At 44.5% G+C, this 12967-nt stretch carries 17 protein-coding genes; 9 read left to right on the top strand and 8 right to left on the bottom strand.

What is annotated here, in order from left to right; genetic code table 11:
* Nucleotides 1-20: 20 nt before the first annotated feature.
* Both SD71_RS04925 and SD71_RS23845 read right to left on the bottom strand, forming a co-directional pair.
* Nucleotides 21-380, bottom strand: a complete 360-nt coding sequence (locus SD71_RS04925; protein WP_407637516.1) for a dihydrofolate reductase family protein — start codon at nucleotides 378-380, stop codon at nucleotides 21-23.
* A 40-nt stretch (nucleotides 381-420) separates the two neighbouring features.
* Nucleotides 421-1125 carry a DUF6597 domain-containing transcriptional factor gene (locus tag SD71_RS23845; RefSeq protein ID WP_052475962.1) on the bottom strand — a complete coding sequence of 235 codons (705 nt, stop codon included), beginning with the start codon at nucleotides 1123-1125 and terminating at the stop codon, nucleotides 421-423.
* 108 nt (nucleotides 1126-1233) lie between these two features.
* Between SD71_RS23845 and SD71_RS04915 the strand changes: the two genes are divergently transcribed.
* The 4 genes from SD71_RS04915 to SD71_RS04900 all read left to right on the top strand — a co-directional run bounded on the left by SD71_RS04915 (nucleotide 1234) and on the right by SD71_RS04900 (nucleotide 4101).
* A complete protein-coding gene (locus SD71_RS04915) occupies nucleotides 1234-1761 on the top strand; it encodes an RNA polymerase sigma factor (protein ID WP_235426996.1) in 528 nt (175 codons plus the stop codon).
* A gap of 19 nt (nucleotides 1762-1780) precedes the next feature.
* Nucleotides 1781-2941, top strand: coding sequence for a SurA N-terminal domain-containing protein (locus SD71_RS04910; protein WP_041060358.1), 1161 nt, complete (start codon nucleotides 1781-1783; stop codon nucleotides 2939-2941).
* 4 nt (nucleotides 2942-2945) lie between these two features.
* Complete coding sequence (locus SD71_RS04905) at nucleotides 2946-3455, top strand: hypothetical protein (protein ID WP_041060354.1); 510 nt, start codon at nucleotides 2946-2948, stop codon at nucleotides 3453-3455.
* Between the two features lie 124 nt (nucleotides 3456-3579).
* On the top strand, nucleotides 3580-4101 hold the full coding sequence (locus SD71_RS04900; RefSeq protein ID WP_041060351.1) for an SRPBCC family protein: 522 nt from the start codon (nucleotides 3580-3582) through the stop codon (nucleotides 4099-4101).
* 113 nt (nucleotides 4102-4214) lie between these two features.
* Here the strand turns inward: SD71_RS04900 and SD71_RS04895 are convergent, their stop codons facing one another.
* From SD71_RS04895 to SD71_RS24355, 4 genes are all read right to left on the bottom strand, one after another.
* The gene (locus SD71_RS04895; RefSeq protein WP_041060350.1) at nucleotides 4215-4472 is read right to left on the bottom strand and encodes a hypothetical protein; all 258 of its coding nucleotides are present in this window, start codon (nucleotides 4470-4472) and stop codon (nucleotides 4215-4217) included.
* A gap of 16 nt (nucleotides 4473-4488) precedes the next feature.
* The gene (locus tag SD71_RS21975) at nucleotides 4489-4797 is read right to left on the bottom strand and encodes a hypothetical protein (RefSeq protein ID WP_152619340.1); all 309 of its coding nucleotides are present in this window, start codon (nucleotides 4795-4797) and stop codon (nucleotides 4489-4491) included.
* Between the two features lie 311 nt (nucleotides 4798-5108).
* Complete coding sequence (locus SD71_RS04885) at nucleotides 5109-5390, bottom strand: DUF4288 domain-containing protein (RefSeq protein ID WP_052475959.1); 282 nt, start codon at nucleotides 5388-5390, stop codon at nucleotides 5109-5111.
* 13 nt (nucleotides 5391-5403) lie between these two features.
* Complete coding sequence (locus tag SD71_RS24355; protein ID WP_041060348.1) at nucleotides 5404-6123, bottom strand: ankyrin repeat domain-containing protein; 720 nt, start codon at nucleotides 6121-6123, stop codon at nucleotides 5404-5406.
* 771 nt (nucleotides 6124-6894) lie between these two features.
* On the opposite strand from SD71_RS24355, the gene SD71_RS04875 reads away from it, so the two are divergent.
* The 4 genes from SD71_RS04875 to SD71_RS25450 are packed head-to-tail and all read left to right on the top strand — an operon-like array spanning nucleotide 6895 to nucleotide 8442.
* Nucleotides 6895-7368, top strand: a complete 474-nt coding sequence (locus SD71_RS04875; protein ID WP_235426995.1) for a cysteine hydrolase family protein — start codon at nucleotides 6895-6897, stop codon at nucleotides 7366-7368.
* A gap of 13 nt (nucleotides 7369-7381) precedes the next feature.
* Entirely contained in the window at nucleotides 7382-7663 is a 282-nt protein-coding gene (locus tag SD71_RS23465; RefSeq protein ID WP_041060346.1) for a hypothetical protein, read from the top strand.
* Nucleotides 7653-8012, top strand: coding sequence for an ABC transporter substrate-binding protein (locus SD71_RS25455; RefSeq protein WP_200889556.1), 360 nt, complete (start codon nucleotides 7653-7655; stop codon nucleotides 8010-8012). The genes SD71_RS23465 and SD71_RS25455 overlap by 11 nt, the downstream gene beginning before the upstream one ends.
* Nucleotides 7975-8442, top strand: coding sequence for an ABC transporter substrate-binding protein (locus SD71_RS25450; protein WP_200889561.1), 468 nt, complete (start codon nucleotides 7975-7977; stop codon nucleotides 8440-8442). The genes SD71_RS25455 and SD71_RS25450 overlap by 38 nt, the downstream gene beginning before the upstream one ends.
* A gap of 753 nt (nucleotides 8443-9195) precedes the next feature.
* Here SD71_RS25450 and SD71_RS21965 read toward each other — a convergent pair.
* Nucleotides 9196-10491, bottom strand: a complete 1296-nt coding sequence (locus SD71_RS21965) for a sigma-E factor regulatory protein RseB domain-containing protein (protein ID WP_052475958.1) — start codon at nucleotides 10489-10491, stop codon at nucleotides 9196-9198.
* A complete protein-coding gene (locus SD71_RS04855; protein WP_041060344.1) occupies nucleotides 10478-11035 on the bottom strand; it encodes a sigma-70 family RNA polymerase sigma factor in 558 nt (185 codons plus the stop codon). Before SD71_RS04855 ends, SD71_RS21965 begins: the two co-directional genes overlap by 14 nt.
* Before the next feature lie 318 nt (nucleotides 11036-11353).
* Here SD71_RS04855 and SD71_RS04850 point away from each other — a divergent pair, with 318 nt between their 5' ends.
* Nucleotides 11354-12961 (top strand): extracellular solute-binding protein, encoded by a 1608-nt coding sequence (locus SD71_RS04850; RefSeq protein ID WP_041060342.1) that lies wholly within the window; start codon nucleotides 11354-11356, stop codon nucleotides 12959-12961.
* Nucleotides 12962-12967 lie beyond the last annotated feature (6 nt).

Raw genomic sequence — 12967 nt, 5'->3', positions numbered from 1 at the left:
CGTTTTTTTCCCTCCTGTTTCTAACTCTTCACCGCATAATGAAGCACAATGTTTCCAGATTTAAAGGACTTAGTTTCAATAAGTGAAAGGCTGAATTGTTTAACATGTTCAAATAAAAATTTTCCTTCGCCTGCAACGACAGGAGTGACTATAAACATGTATTCGTCAATCAATCCTTCGTTCGCAAGCTGCTGTGCGATGGTCCCGCTGCCCATGATCAGCATATCCTCGCCTTCTTCATCCTTTAGCTTCCGTACGACTTCGGCAATGTTGCCGTCAAATAATCTCGTATTTGCCCAAGCAGCTTCTCTTAGTTTGGTGGAAAAGACAACCTTGGTCAGGTTCGTTAACTGCTCAGCAACAGCTTTCATAGTGGACAAAGCCGTCCATTCCAGAGATGGGCATGTCGACACGCTCATTTTAGGTGCGAATACTTACCTGGGTTTTGAACGCAGCTGGGTTCCAATGTTGAATGATCCTAACGTCCCCGAACAGATAAAATTGAGGTGAAACTCCTACGGACTGAACAAACCTCTTTTCAAATTGCCGCTCCGATAGGTGCAAATGTGCCAACAAATTTTTTACGGTGATAGAACTAATGTTGGTATGAATAAAATGCAGACTTTCCTCTATTAACGGATCCCGGGCGTGGGTCTGTTTAAGCTTGTCCAATAGAAAGGTGCTAAACAGAGTAATATAGTCCTGACTGCTCTTGGCCGTTATCAATTGAGTGTTCAGGTCTTCAGCGGCGAATTCATGAGGCATCATGGAACCGTTGCTCACTGTCGATGCGTCTATGCCGAACAGTGATTTTAGGGCATGAGGCTTGAGAACGGCTTGCACCGTAGTGTACGGGCCGCTTTTGAAATTCATTACTGCAAGCTCCGTGATCTGTCCATACAGATATAAGGTCGGCAAGTGCTGAACCGTGTACCCTGAGCTAGTGACGATACTTTGGATAGCAGACTGTCCGTTGCTATGCTGAAAGACAATACCTGGAAGGCCGTTCGGACATACTTTGACCGCGACTCCATCCGTACCCTTATACTCAGAAATTCTAAAGTACTCAACATCGCTTTTGAGCGCTTCTACCGGAGGAACAACGTTAAATGTAATTGAGCCCATAATACTTATAGAATCTCCTTGTCGAGTATTTAAACAGAAATATTTTACAAATTAATTGAACCATTAATTGCTTAGCGTTGTCTATCTGTTACAGGGGGAATGCACACGGTGGAATTTGATTATTTAAAAGCTTTAACCGGAGAATACTCTAAAAATCAAATACTGACTGATATCATGCGTGCTTATGGAAAAGACGTATGGAACTACGCGTACTCCCTATCCGGCAAGCGTGAAATGGCTGACGATATTTTACAGGACGTGTTCTTCAAAGCACTTCGAAAGCTCGATACGTTTCGCGGTGAAGCTTCAATGAAGACATGGCTGCTGAAAATAACGAGGAACACTGCGCTCAACTACAAAACAACCTGGTTTATTCGAAAGGTAATCCCGATAGATAAATGGTTCGAGGACGGCAATAACGGAAATCATCCTTCGGCAGAAACAACAGCAGTTCAGAGCATTCAACTAAATGACGCGTGGATCCAAGTGATGAAGCTGCCGGTAAAATACAGAGAGGTTCTGATTCTATATGCGTACCACGGCATGACTCAAAAAGAGATAGCTGAAACGATCGGCGTCCCTGAAGGCACAGTGAAATCTCGCTGCATCACGCCAGGACACACTTCGCAAAGCTAAGCGAAAGGGGAAATGACTGATGGATCAATACCGATTAGATCTGGAAACGAAATTACAGCAGTCGCCTATAGACGATTCGACCATATTATCACACGTAGATAAAGTCGTTGCCCGGCATGAAAAACATCTTGAAAAGTCTCGGCGGCCGGTGCGTTTTAGACTCGGGTATCTCACAGTATTTGTCATTGGCCTCATCGCAATAGGTATGACGGTCTCTCCCCTCTCGGATCTGTTTCATGGCAAGACGGCCACGAAAGCAGAAATGCCGCTTGTGGAAGGCGAAGGTATCCGGATCATGCCGGAAGAGTTTCTTTTATACAAAGCAAACATCGAGGAAGTAAATAAACAACCTAACGCGACTCCGATTAACATAAGTGACGAGCAAATCATCGACAATATGATTACAGATGAGCTTACCGTTCAATACGCTAAAAAACTGGGCATCGTCGCTACAAAGGAAGAAATAGATAAAGAAATAGCCTTCCAGAGGGATGCTTTGCAACAGTCGCCGAAAGACAATCCGATTAGAGATATTATGGCAAACCGTATTAAACGAAGCGGCTTATCAGAGGATGAGTTTTGGGAAAGCGAAATGACCCGGCGATATTATGAGAAGGCAATATTAGGGGGTAAGTTGGCTTCAAAACTTGCTAAGGATAGGATCGTCAAAATTGGTGATGGTTCTGGATGTGTGAATTTTACAAAAGAGTTACTGGCTAAGAACAAAGATAAGCTGACCATCAATTGGTCAGTATTGCAGGATGCTGACACCCGAAAAGATGAGCTGAATAATAATGCAAAAAAGAAAGCTTCATTCATTGAACGCATGGCTCATCCATATGAAAACGTGCAATTTTTAAGTGGCGAAGCCACAATAAAAAATGATTCACTATCTCAGAAGTTTCAGTTTTCCATGACAAGAGACGAATCGAATGAGCGAAAATTCTCTTTTGTCTCCCCAGGAGTAACCGGAACTCCGTCTTCTGTTTATAAAACAACCACGCAGACAATTGTTGCACCTTTCAGCACTCATGCGTGGCTCGCAGTTGATGTGAGTTTGTGGTCTTTTGCGAAGGATGAATCACTGTTAGGGCGGCACGTGTATGTGGTTGAAGGAAAACTGCCGGCGGAACAAACTAAAAAAAACGAATGCTTCCAGATACAAGCTATGGGTGGATAAGGACATGGGCATGTTGTTACAAAAGGAACTTTATGATGATCAAGGAGCGGTTGTTGAAAGTCTGAGAGTTACCAAGTTACAAACTCAAACAGTTGGCCCTATTGAAAGCGAGAAGGTGCTCAAAGGCGAATCAATAGAAAGCACATTGGTCACTATGGAAGAGCCTCCAGGATCGGCTCCTCTGAAGGGAGTTGCCTATCATGTTTTGCTTTTCTCTGACACCCAGATTATGCCGGAAGAACTCTCATCTTATAAAGTAGAGGTCCTCCCCGCCTCGGATATCGCCATTGGCGGTGTTCAGCCTATAATGTTTTCCAAAGCAACAGACGGAGGATTTTTATACAGTTTGCGATTTGAAACGCGTTATGGCGATTATACACAAGCAGAACTTGATAAATTAATGTCAGCTCGCGACTTTATCATATTCATTACTCACGATCGGCGAGCGTTACCAGTTAAGCTTCAATTGATCCCGGAGGCAATAAATAAAAATAACCCCCATTGGAAAACTTAGCAGCATTATTTGCGCAATGGGGGTCATCTAATGTTAAAAATATTCCTTTACAGGAATATTCCTACTATGAAATATTTTAATAAAGCAAATTGATCTTATCATTCAATCAAGGAGGAGCTCTAAAATGAACAACAGTAATGCTGCAAACAAAATGATTTCGAAGGTGGAAGGCCGGGAGTTTACAGTCGAGCGTATTTTCAATGCGCCGCGGGAGCTGGTATTCAGGGCTTTTGCGGAGGCGGAACATTTAAAGCGCTGGTTTGGACCGAAAGGCTGGCCGATTGTCGTTAACAATCTCGATTTCCGCGAGGGAGGGGTATGGCATTTCTGCATGAAATGCACGGATGAGAGCCAGCAACATTATGGAATGGAATCATGGAGCAAAGTCGTTTACCAGGAAATCGTCGAGCCGGAGCGGATTGTATATACCGACGCATTCTCGGATGCGGAAGGCAATATTACAGAGGGTATGCCGCAGACGCTGATTACGCTGTCCTTTCTCGAGCATGAAGGCAAAACGAAGCTGCTCAGCCACGCCGAATATGCGACGGAAGAGGCGCTCAAGACAGTATTGGATATGGGTATGCTGGAGGGGATAACCTCCACCTGGGACAATCTGGAGGAATTTCTCGAACAAATGCAATAAGCTTCAATGCGTTAACCGGATTTCTCATTACGGCCGCACGGCTTTCGAGCCTAGCGGCCGTTTTCCGTGAGTTGAAGTCGTCAGGATGCTGAACACACCAGCCCTTCCACCCATCATCGCTGCAGATCTAGCGAAGTACCCCAAGCGATTTCAATTTGTGGTTTGGTATAAATGATTAGTGGAAGTACATAATTCTCTTCATCAAAATCAACCTTCAAACCTTCAGTACCCTCACTTTCAAATTCGATGCTTCTAGTCTCTCTCAATAAGCTAAACTTAGCTAAGCAATACGCCCATGGAATCCCCGCTTCGATGCCAGATGCCTCGCACTCAAATAAGTATTCTAACTCGTACAGTTCTGGGTGCTTCATGACCAGATCCACCTGCCTAGGAAGTTGTACTTTTCAGTGTATCTAGCTCGTCAGCTACATCAGAAAGGAAATCAAGCCTTTCTTCTAGATCGACAATGGCGTGTTCAACCTTAAGTTTAAGCTTTTCGATTAATCCGGTCGGAATAGGCTTTTTCATTTCAAAAATCAATTGTTTGGCTTCATGTTTCTGTTCAAAATTCCCTTGCATCATAAAATCCGCCAACCGTTCTATGTGCTCAGAATAATCGAGCGGCTTTAAAGCATATAACAACATGCCCCGGTTACCCAAGGTTCTCGCGTCTTTGAGCAATTCAATGATGACCACAACAGCTTCTTCACAGCCCTGTCACTTAACACAAGTGCAATTTCATTTCTCACAATGCTATCATCGGTCTGTTTTAAATGTTTGATGAGCAACGGAACAGCTTCAATGTATCCTGTTCGTCCTGCTTGCGAAACCATCTCCACTGCGCTTTCAATGTTGCCCGCTTTTAACTGCTCTTCCAGCCGCTTTAAATTCATTCTCAGTATCATTCCTCATCATCTGCTTCCGGATAAAAAACGCCGTACGACATCATCGGTAGTCGTTTCCTTTGGCACATCAAACTGCCGTCGAATATATCTCTGTTTTATCTTTTATTCCTTCGTCGTACAGGTGAAGCAATCCAGCGGCTGTACATAAATCCACTGCACTAGTCCATAAGGATTCGTATGACTGCTTTCGGATAGTTTGGCTTCATGTTCCGCCTTTTCATATGCTTCTTCAAAAGAATCGGCATAAATCAAGTATATTCTCTCTTCAAAAGTTCTCGATTCATCGTAACCATCATCGATCAACTCGGGTCGTGGCTCCCCTGTAATTCGAGCTTCGAATAACAACTTCACTGAGTACCATTTATCAACGATGTATTCGGTCAAAGTTAGCTGCCCCCTAACTGGCACTAGCTGTGTTATTTTCAAACTTTTCGATATAAGAAGTAAGCAAGTCAATAATGGCTTTAAAATTGCCTTCTGGATCCTCTAAGCTTTGCCTTTTAGCGATCTCTAAAGGAGCACCCAGCCATGAGTCCAGAGTCGGGTCAGCACCTTGCTCTAATAAAAACTTGACTGTGTTTACACGACCCTCAATGACGGAAGCATGTAAAATAGTCATTTCAGTAAATAGTTCTCGTGCGTTAACATCCATGCCGTATTTTAAAAATAGTTTCGCTAGTTCAACATTATCACTTGAGTACGATGCGAAAGAGAATATTGAGGGTCCTAAAGGACCTACGCCGACCACTGGATCTGCTCCTTTTTGTAAAAGCTTCTCCACTTCAGATAACTTCTCGTCAAAAACAGCTCTCTCTAATTCAACATTCTTTTTGAACAAAAACCAAGCAATGGATGCGGAAGGATGTCCAGTAAAGTTTGTGAAATAAGTCATCCACCATCCGATGAGCGGATCAATCGGTTCGCCATTGATTTCAGTCGGTCCCATCGTGTTTCCGTCAGTTCTGTTTTCCACTGGCAAACAGGCAAGTGTAGGCGTAATTAAAAGGTCGTACTCATTAGATACATTTTGAATGGCACCATAGATTTCAGTTCTCATCTGTTGATCACGGATCATATCAAGGATGGTCAGCTGATATCCTTTTTCTAGCCACTCCATTTATTCTGGCGGGAGATCCTCTCTGTGCTAATAAAATCCCGTGTAAAGCTGAGGAAATCGAAACTGGAAGGAGTCTTTAATCTCTCTACCTGTTCTCTTTGATACGTTCGCTCTTATACAAAATTTTGATAAAGAATCTATTAACTCCTGTTAGGTGTCTTATTAGTATAAATCCAGTGTTTCTCCCCTACTATTATTGAATCCATAAATAAATTATATAAAGAAATGTGATTATTCATATTTTTATGACTATTTTATAATGAATCTAAGCATAGAAAAGTCAGTCATCGTCAACTGCTATCTCCCTGTGAAGACGAGTTGGTCATTCACAAACTAAGGGCGCTTGCGTCTCTTTGGGACACCGCTTGTTGCATGTTTAGCAGCTAGGGATAAATACCCTCCAAATTCAACGAGTGGCACGGGCGGCCTGCCTTGATGCTATTATGCGTGGGCATGCTGTCATTGTGGTGGAGGAATCTATGTTTGACCGCAATCTTCTAAGTCATATCTGAACAGAAAATACGCGGATGTCATGCTTTTTGATGAAAAGGTGGACTGTCCTCTCCGGGTGGGGTGGACAGGGCATCGACTTTGACTATAGAAGAAAGGAGGGGAATGGATTGGATCTAAGAAAGAGGGTTTGGCATGATCATTGTGCGGTTCTTGTTATCGATGTACAAAATGATTTTTGCCATAAGGAAGGGTCGAGTGCCAAAAGGGGAAAGGACTTAACGTTCGTTAATCAAATGATTCCGCGTTTGACCTATTTTTTTGCGTGAAGCAAGAAGGAACCAAGTCCCGGTTATCTTTGTCGCGACAGAACACGATCAGGCTACAGATAGTGAAGCTTGGCTTAGCCGTTATGGAAAGAATTTTGATCGCGTCAAGACAAACCTTAGTTGCCGGAAAGGAACATGGGGGACCGCATTTTATGTGGTTGAACCCGAGAAAGAGGAGATTGTCGTTATCAAGCATAAATACAGTGCTTTTGTAGGTACGGATTTAGATAATTTGCTGCAATCACTTGGCATTCAGTCACTTTTGTTCACCGGAGTGGCAACGAACATTTGCGTAGAAAGTACGCTCCGGGATGGACTTCATCACGATTATTTGGTGACGCTGGTTGATGATTGCTGTGCTACCTATGACATGACAGACCATATATCGACCATTCGAAATGTAGAAAACAGATTCGGCATGGTGGCTACCAGCGAAGAGATCACGGGATTTTGGAATAAGAGATAAAGGGGATAGTACAATGCATAAAACGGCGAAAATAGCCTTGCGAATTCTATTAACAAGCTTGTTGGTAATTATTGCAGCATGTGGATCCAATACAAGTAAACAATCCATTACATCAGAAGCCAAGCCTACTTCTAGTGAAGCAACCACCTCTTCGGCTCCCGCGAATGAGGCAAAATCACGCCCGACAACCCTAGCCGAACTGGCTGCTTATGAAGGTCCGGATCGGATGCAAATTTTAATGGAAGGAGCTAAAAAAAGAAAGGGAATTAACTCTATATACTTCTTTGCCTATTGAAGATGCTCAAAAGATCACACAGGAATTTACAGAAAAATATGGCGTAAAAATCAATATCTGGAGAGCCGGTTCCGAAAATGTCCTGCAAAGAATCATCCTGGAGGAAAAAGCGGGTCGCCATAACGTTGATGTCGTGGACAATAATGGGGGAGAAATGGAGGCGCTTCACCGAGAAGGACTCCTTCAACCAGTCAAAACGCCATACATTACCGATTTAATGCCTAAAGCAGTTCCTCCACATCAGGATTGGCTTCCCACCTATATTAATGTATTTGTCCAAGCCTATAACACCAAATTAATCAAAAAAGAGGATTTACCGAAAAAAATGGGAAGACTTACTAGATCCTAAATGGAAGAACAAGCTGGTTGTGGAATTGGAAGACTATGATTGGTATGCCATGCTGGTGAAATTGAAAGGGGAGGAAAATGGCATCAAACTGCTGGAGAATATCGCGAATACGAATGAAGTATCGAATCGCAAAGGACACTCCTTGCTTGCCAATCTTACCGCCTCGGGGGAAGTTCCTATGGCACTGACCGTCTACAGCTATAAGGCCGAGCAATTGAAGAAAGAAGGCACGCCACTGGATTGGTTTGCCCTTGAAACGGCTATTGCCAGACCTAATGGGCATGCTGTTTCCAAAAATGCGCCTCATCCGCATGCTGCTGTTTTGTTCCTTGATTTTATGGTGAGTGACGGTCAGCAGATCATGTCAGATCTCAATTTTGTACCCGCAAGTACCAGAATGGAAACCCCATTAAAAAAATGTCCCGATTGAATTTGTAGACCCGGCGATCGTTTTGGATGAGCGAGAAAAATGGACCAAGCTATTCGAAAAGTTTGCGGGGATCAAAAAATAAGGGGACACGCTTAACAGAGGAATGCAAGCAACCGGGGAGAGTGATCTTCGTTAGGATAGGTTAGTTCGTACACTAGATGGGAGTGAAATGTGACGGAATTTACTTCCGTCTATGTTTTAACGCAGTTCAAGGTGATTGACTCCATCTCTTACCGTGATTTTGGGAAGACCCATTATAAAAATAGAACTCTCTTACAAAAGGGAGACTCAATCGCATACTGTCAACAGAACAAAGGAAGCAAGCGCTTACCGTTCTAAAATAAATGAACTAGTATGAACAATCGACAACGTTAATTTGTAATTCTATTTCTAGGGTAGTTTGTTTTATTTGCGAAGCTAATGTCATGAAAAAATGGTTCAAATTGAATAAACCTAATGAAAAAACCCTCCCTGTAGGGAGGTCAGGCTGTCGAGAAAGTCTCGACAGTTGATTGAGCTCCTCAACGAAGGAATTTACTAAACTCATATCATGGATGGAATGAAATTGTTCGCGTCGTTGCTCCAGTCGGAATGATTTTGATACTGAGCGGACTTAATATTACCTGCCATCCGCAACCAACCAAAAAACTCTTCGCCGCATTCGAGCTAAAGCTTGAACTATAGTACCCGTACCTGAACAACAATTTAAAGAGATAATGTTTTGTCAAACAGTTCAAGTATTGCCAATTAAATCTATGGTCCAATATGAAAGACACCAATTACTGTTTCACCATCAACATCATATAGTGGGATATCACGACCACCCGCAGGTCTACTCTCCTGTTGCGCCAATGCTTCCTGAGGGTTCCTTGGCATCTCACCGTCTAAATCTGTTTTCAATACATATCCCTCAGTGCCATCCACACCATGTGCTTTAATTAAATCCGGTTCTGTTTCCGGGGAAGTGGCGTCCGATGCAGAGCCGTAAGTCTGGCCATTTTCATTTGTCGGGAAGCTTGGAACTGGTACAGACCTTGGTTCTTGGACTGCCTTCAGATCAGTTGGGACATCAATAATACCCTTGTCTAGCCGTTGATCCACCTGTATTGACGTTACAACGAAACTTTCAGTAACAACGTCGTTTTTGTCGAACAACTGCTTTTTGAGCAACATGCCGGTCGCTTCATCTATCCATAATTTGTACTTGGACGCACGAAACTTCTCAGCCATATCTTTAGGCAATGTTCCTTCAACAACGTTAACTTTTCGACTCAGATACACTTCACTATTTTTTAGCGACCACAATTTTAAATCGTTTAGCATCCAGCCCAGATTTCGCAAAGGTGCTACAATATTCTGACCTCGATCCGACCTGGCGGGATCCGTGGGTAGAGAATAAGTTGGAATTCCGTCAGGTGAAGTGGAGAAAAAAGGCATACTCGGCTCAAGTTCTGTGTTTCTGGGTTGTACGCGGCTGATCTGATTATTGCCATTGGACTGATGCCAAATGAATTCATTGTTATTTCCGAACTCACTCACGGTGCCGTCAGATGCAGTGACTTTTTCGTAAGAGGCTGGATACTTACCCTGACGTATCTGAAATTCAATCGTATCCGAAAACGAAAAGGATTTGTTCTGATCTATAGCAGTGCCTTTCAATGTAAGCACCTTCTGGTAAGCATACGCCATTCTTTGCAAGAATTCCGCTTTTTGTTGTTCCTCTTCAGTCAATTGTTCCTGATTTCCAAATGCCTTGTTTCGAGGCGGGTAGTTAGCCGGTATTGGCAACTCATCTATGGGAGATTGAGATGCAGTTATCTTAGTTTCTGGATTAAAGCCAGTAACCAATCCGCGTAGATAATCGAAATTAGTAAGCAGAACCCCAAAAAGAACAGCAGCCACTACCCCGCTCACCACCATAGGCGTGACGCCTTTTAACTTTTTGCTTTTATGCTTTACACGTTGATGTACGGTATTCATCCACGCTTTATCTGAGCCCCCAGTTGATGCAGGAGCCTTTAGCCGTTTCTCCCAATCATAGTTCCCCATGCCTATCACCTTCACTTCCATTAAACGTTTGATTAACTCTGATTCTCGCCCGATGCAGTCTCACCTTGGCAGCCGATTCAGAAATCTTCAGTAGACGTGCGATTTCTGCTATCGATAATTCATGGTGAACGAATAATACGATCACTTCTCGCAGCTTCATCGGCAAACTCATCACAGCCTTCCACGCGTCATCTATCTTTTGACTGTCGAGATATTGTTGTTCCGCCGAAGGATGTTCCCCGGTTTCTTTGATGTAGTCGACTAGTGTAACTTTACGAAAGAACGCCGACCTGTGATAATCAGTCACAGCATTTCGAGTGATAGCCAATAGCCACGTTTTCACAGACGACTGTCCACGGTAAGTTTCCAACCTGTTAAAAGCCTTCACAAATACTTCTTGTCGTATGTCATCTGCAATAGCAGGGTGACGTGTGACTGAAAAGGCGAAATTCCAAACATCTTGGCCGTATTCCTCCATCAAATTCTGTAGCACTTCATTTTTATCGTGTCCTTGCGATAAATGCTTTAAGTATAAAAAATCCACACGCTCACCTGCCCCTCATTAAAATAGACGTTTCACCATCTGAGAGGTTACATTTCTCTATAAAGAGGAATAGATTCGCGAAGGATCTTCAGTATATATACCTTGGCGCTTAACCATTTTGCTTGCTCCGCCACATAAATGATACCGTTTTCATTTTTTGAAATAAAATTTCAAAAAATGTATTGACCGCTGAAATAAAAAAATGATATTATCCGTTCATAAGGAACAGGTAATTATTGGTTAATTTTTCCTTACAGGGTTTGTAAGTTGTACGATCTACACGTAATACATTTAATTTCCAGGGAGGTCTTCATTCGTATGTTCAAGAAAAAATTGGTACCGCTTACACTAGCATTCGTCCTAATGATGACTACGTTGCTTGCCTGCAGCTCCGGCGGCAGCGACGGAACGACGTCGCCGAGTCCCAGCACGACTCCCGGAGGCAGTACGACGCCCGCCGGCAAGGAAGAGCCGCTCAAGTTGTCCATCTACTACCCCGACAATGCGACGCTTCCCTTCAAAGAAGATTGGCTGCTTATCCAAGAAATCGAGAAGCGGTACAACGTTGACTTTTCCTTCGAAATCATCCCGTTGGCCGATTACCCGACGAAGGTATCGCTCGCTCTCAACACCGGTACGAACGCGCCCGACGTGATCCTGAACCAGATGACCGTGGGGGAGAATGCCTCCCTTGCCCTGAACGGCGCGCTCGCCCCGATCAGCGACTACGCGGAATGGACGCCGAACTGGAACGCCAGAGTCGAGGAGTTCGGGCTGAAGGAGGAAGTGGCGAAGCTGAACCTGAAGGACGGCAAGCGTTACTCCTTGCCTTCGCTGTTTGACAAGCCTTTCTACGACGGCGGCCTGATTATGCGTCAGGATCTGCTGAAGAAACATGGACTCGCGGCTCCGAAGACCTTCGACGACCTGTACACGGCGCTGAAGACGTTCAAGCAAGAGAACCCGGACTCCTATCCGCTGACGATCCTCGCCGGCGCCCGTGTATTGTACCGCATGACGATGCCGTCCTTCGGCGTCAGTGTCGGCAAGAACGGAGCATCCGGCACGAATACGCTAAGCTGGGATTACGAGAAGAAAGAATACTTCCCAGGCGCCATCAGCGACCAGTACAAGCAATACATGACTTACATGGCTAAGCTCTATAAGGAAGGTTTGATCGATCCTGAGATGGCCGAACCGATCGATGGCGATAAATGGGCGCAGAAGCTGGCCACCGGCAAATCTTTCGCGAGCTATGCCTACTATGACCAGATCGGCGGCGTCGAGGCTTCGGCTACAGAACCGGGATTCGATCTGCAGATGTATCCGCCGCTGGAAGGACCGGACGGCGCGCATCACCAGCCGAAGAGCAGCACCGGCTCCGGCATCTTGTTCCCTACCAAGACCTCCAAGCGGGCCGACTTTGAACGTATCGTCAGAACGATCGACGAAATCTTCTTCTCCGAAGAAGGCGCAACGCTGGCAGCACTTGGCGTAGAAGGCCAGACTTACACGATGGACGGCAGCACGATAAAGTATCCGGATGACATCGTGAACGCGAAGGAAGGCATCTACAAGGCGATGCAGCTGAAGTATGGCTTAGGCGCCGACCCGCTTCAACTGGTATGGGTCAACGAGAGAGAGATGACCAAATACGACGAGAACTATCGACAAATCAACAAAGTCGTAGCCGGCATGGATCAGGCCATTCAGAGTATTCCTCCCAGCCCGTTGTTCGACGACATGACCGCGGAAGAAGCCAGTTCGCTGCAGACACCGCTGTTCGACACCTTCCAGATCTGGGCCGATGCCTTCCTCACCGGCAAGAAGGATTTGAACGCGGATTGGGATCAATACGTCAAGGAAATGAAAAACCTGCAAATTGAAAAATTCAATCAGCTTTACAACGACAATATGGCAAAATAATCTTGG

The organism is Cohnella kolymensis (assembly GCF_000829465.1).
Lineage (GTDB): Bacteria > Bacillota > Bacilli > Paenibacillales > Paenibacillaceae > Cohnella > Cohnella kolymensis.
This window is presented reverse-complemented; position numbering and strand designations above follow the sequence as displayed.

Bases quoted from the DNA above. Each gene is read 5' to 3' on its own strand.
- SD71_RS21965 (WP_052475958.1), bottom strand. From the start codon at position 10,491: ATGGGGAACTATGATTGGGAGAAACGGCTAAAGGCTCCTGCATCAACT.
- SD71_RS23465 (WP_041060346.1), top strand. From the start codon at position 7,382: ATGCATAAAACGGCGAAAATAGCCTTGCGAATTCTATTAACAAGCTTG.
- SD71_RS04900 (WP_041060351.1), top strand. From the start codon at position 3,580: ATGAACAACAGTAATGCTGCAAACAAAATGATTTCGAAGGTGGAAGGC.
- SD71_RS04895 (WP_041060350.1), bottom strand. From the start codon at position 4,472: ATGAAGCACCCAGAACTGTACGAGTTAGAATACTTATTTGAGTGCGAG.
- SD71_RS04905 (WP_041060354.1), top strand. From the start codon at position 2,946: ATGGGCATGTTGTTACAAAAGGAACTTTATGATGATCAAGGAGCGGTT.
- SD71_RS24355 (WP_041060348.1), bottom strand. From the start codon at position 6,123: ATGGAGTGGCTAGAAAAAGGATATCAGCTGACCATCCTTGATATGATC.
- SD71_RS04850 (WP_041060342.1), top strand. From the start codon at position 11,354: ATGTTCAAGAAAAAATTGGTACCGCTTACACTAGCATTCGTCCTAATG.
- SD71_RS23845 (WP_052475962.1), bottom strand. From the start codon at position 1,125: ATGGGCTCAATTACATTTAACGTTGTTCCTCCGGTAGAAGCGCTCAAA.
- SD71_RS04910 (WP_041060358.1), top strand. From the start codon at position 1,781: ATGGATCAATACCGATTAGATCTGGAAACGAAATTACAGCAGTCGCCT.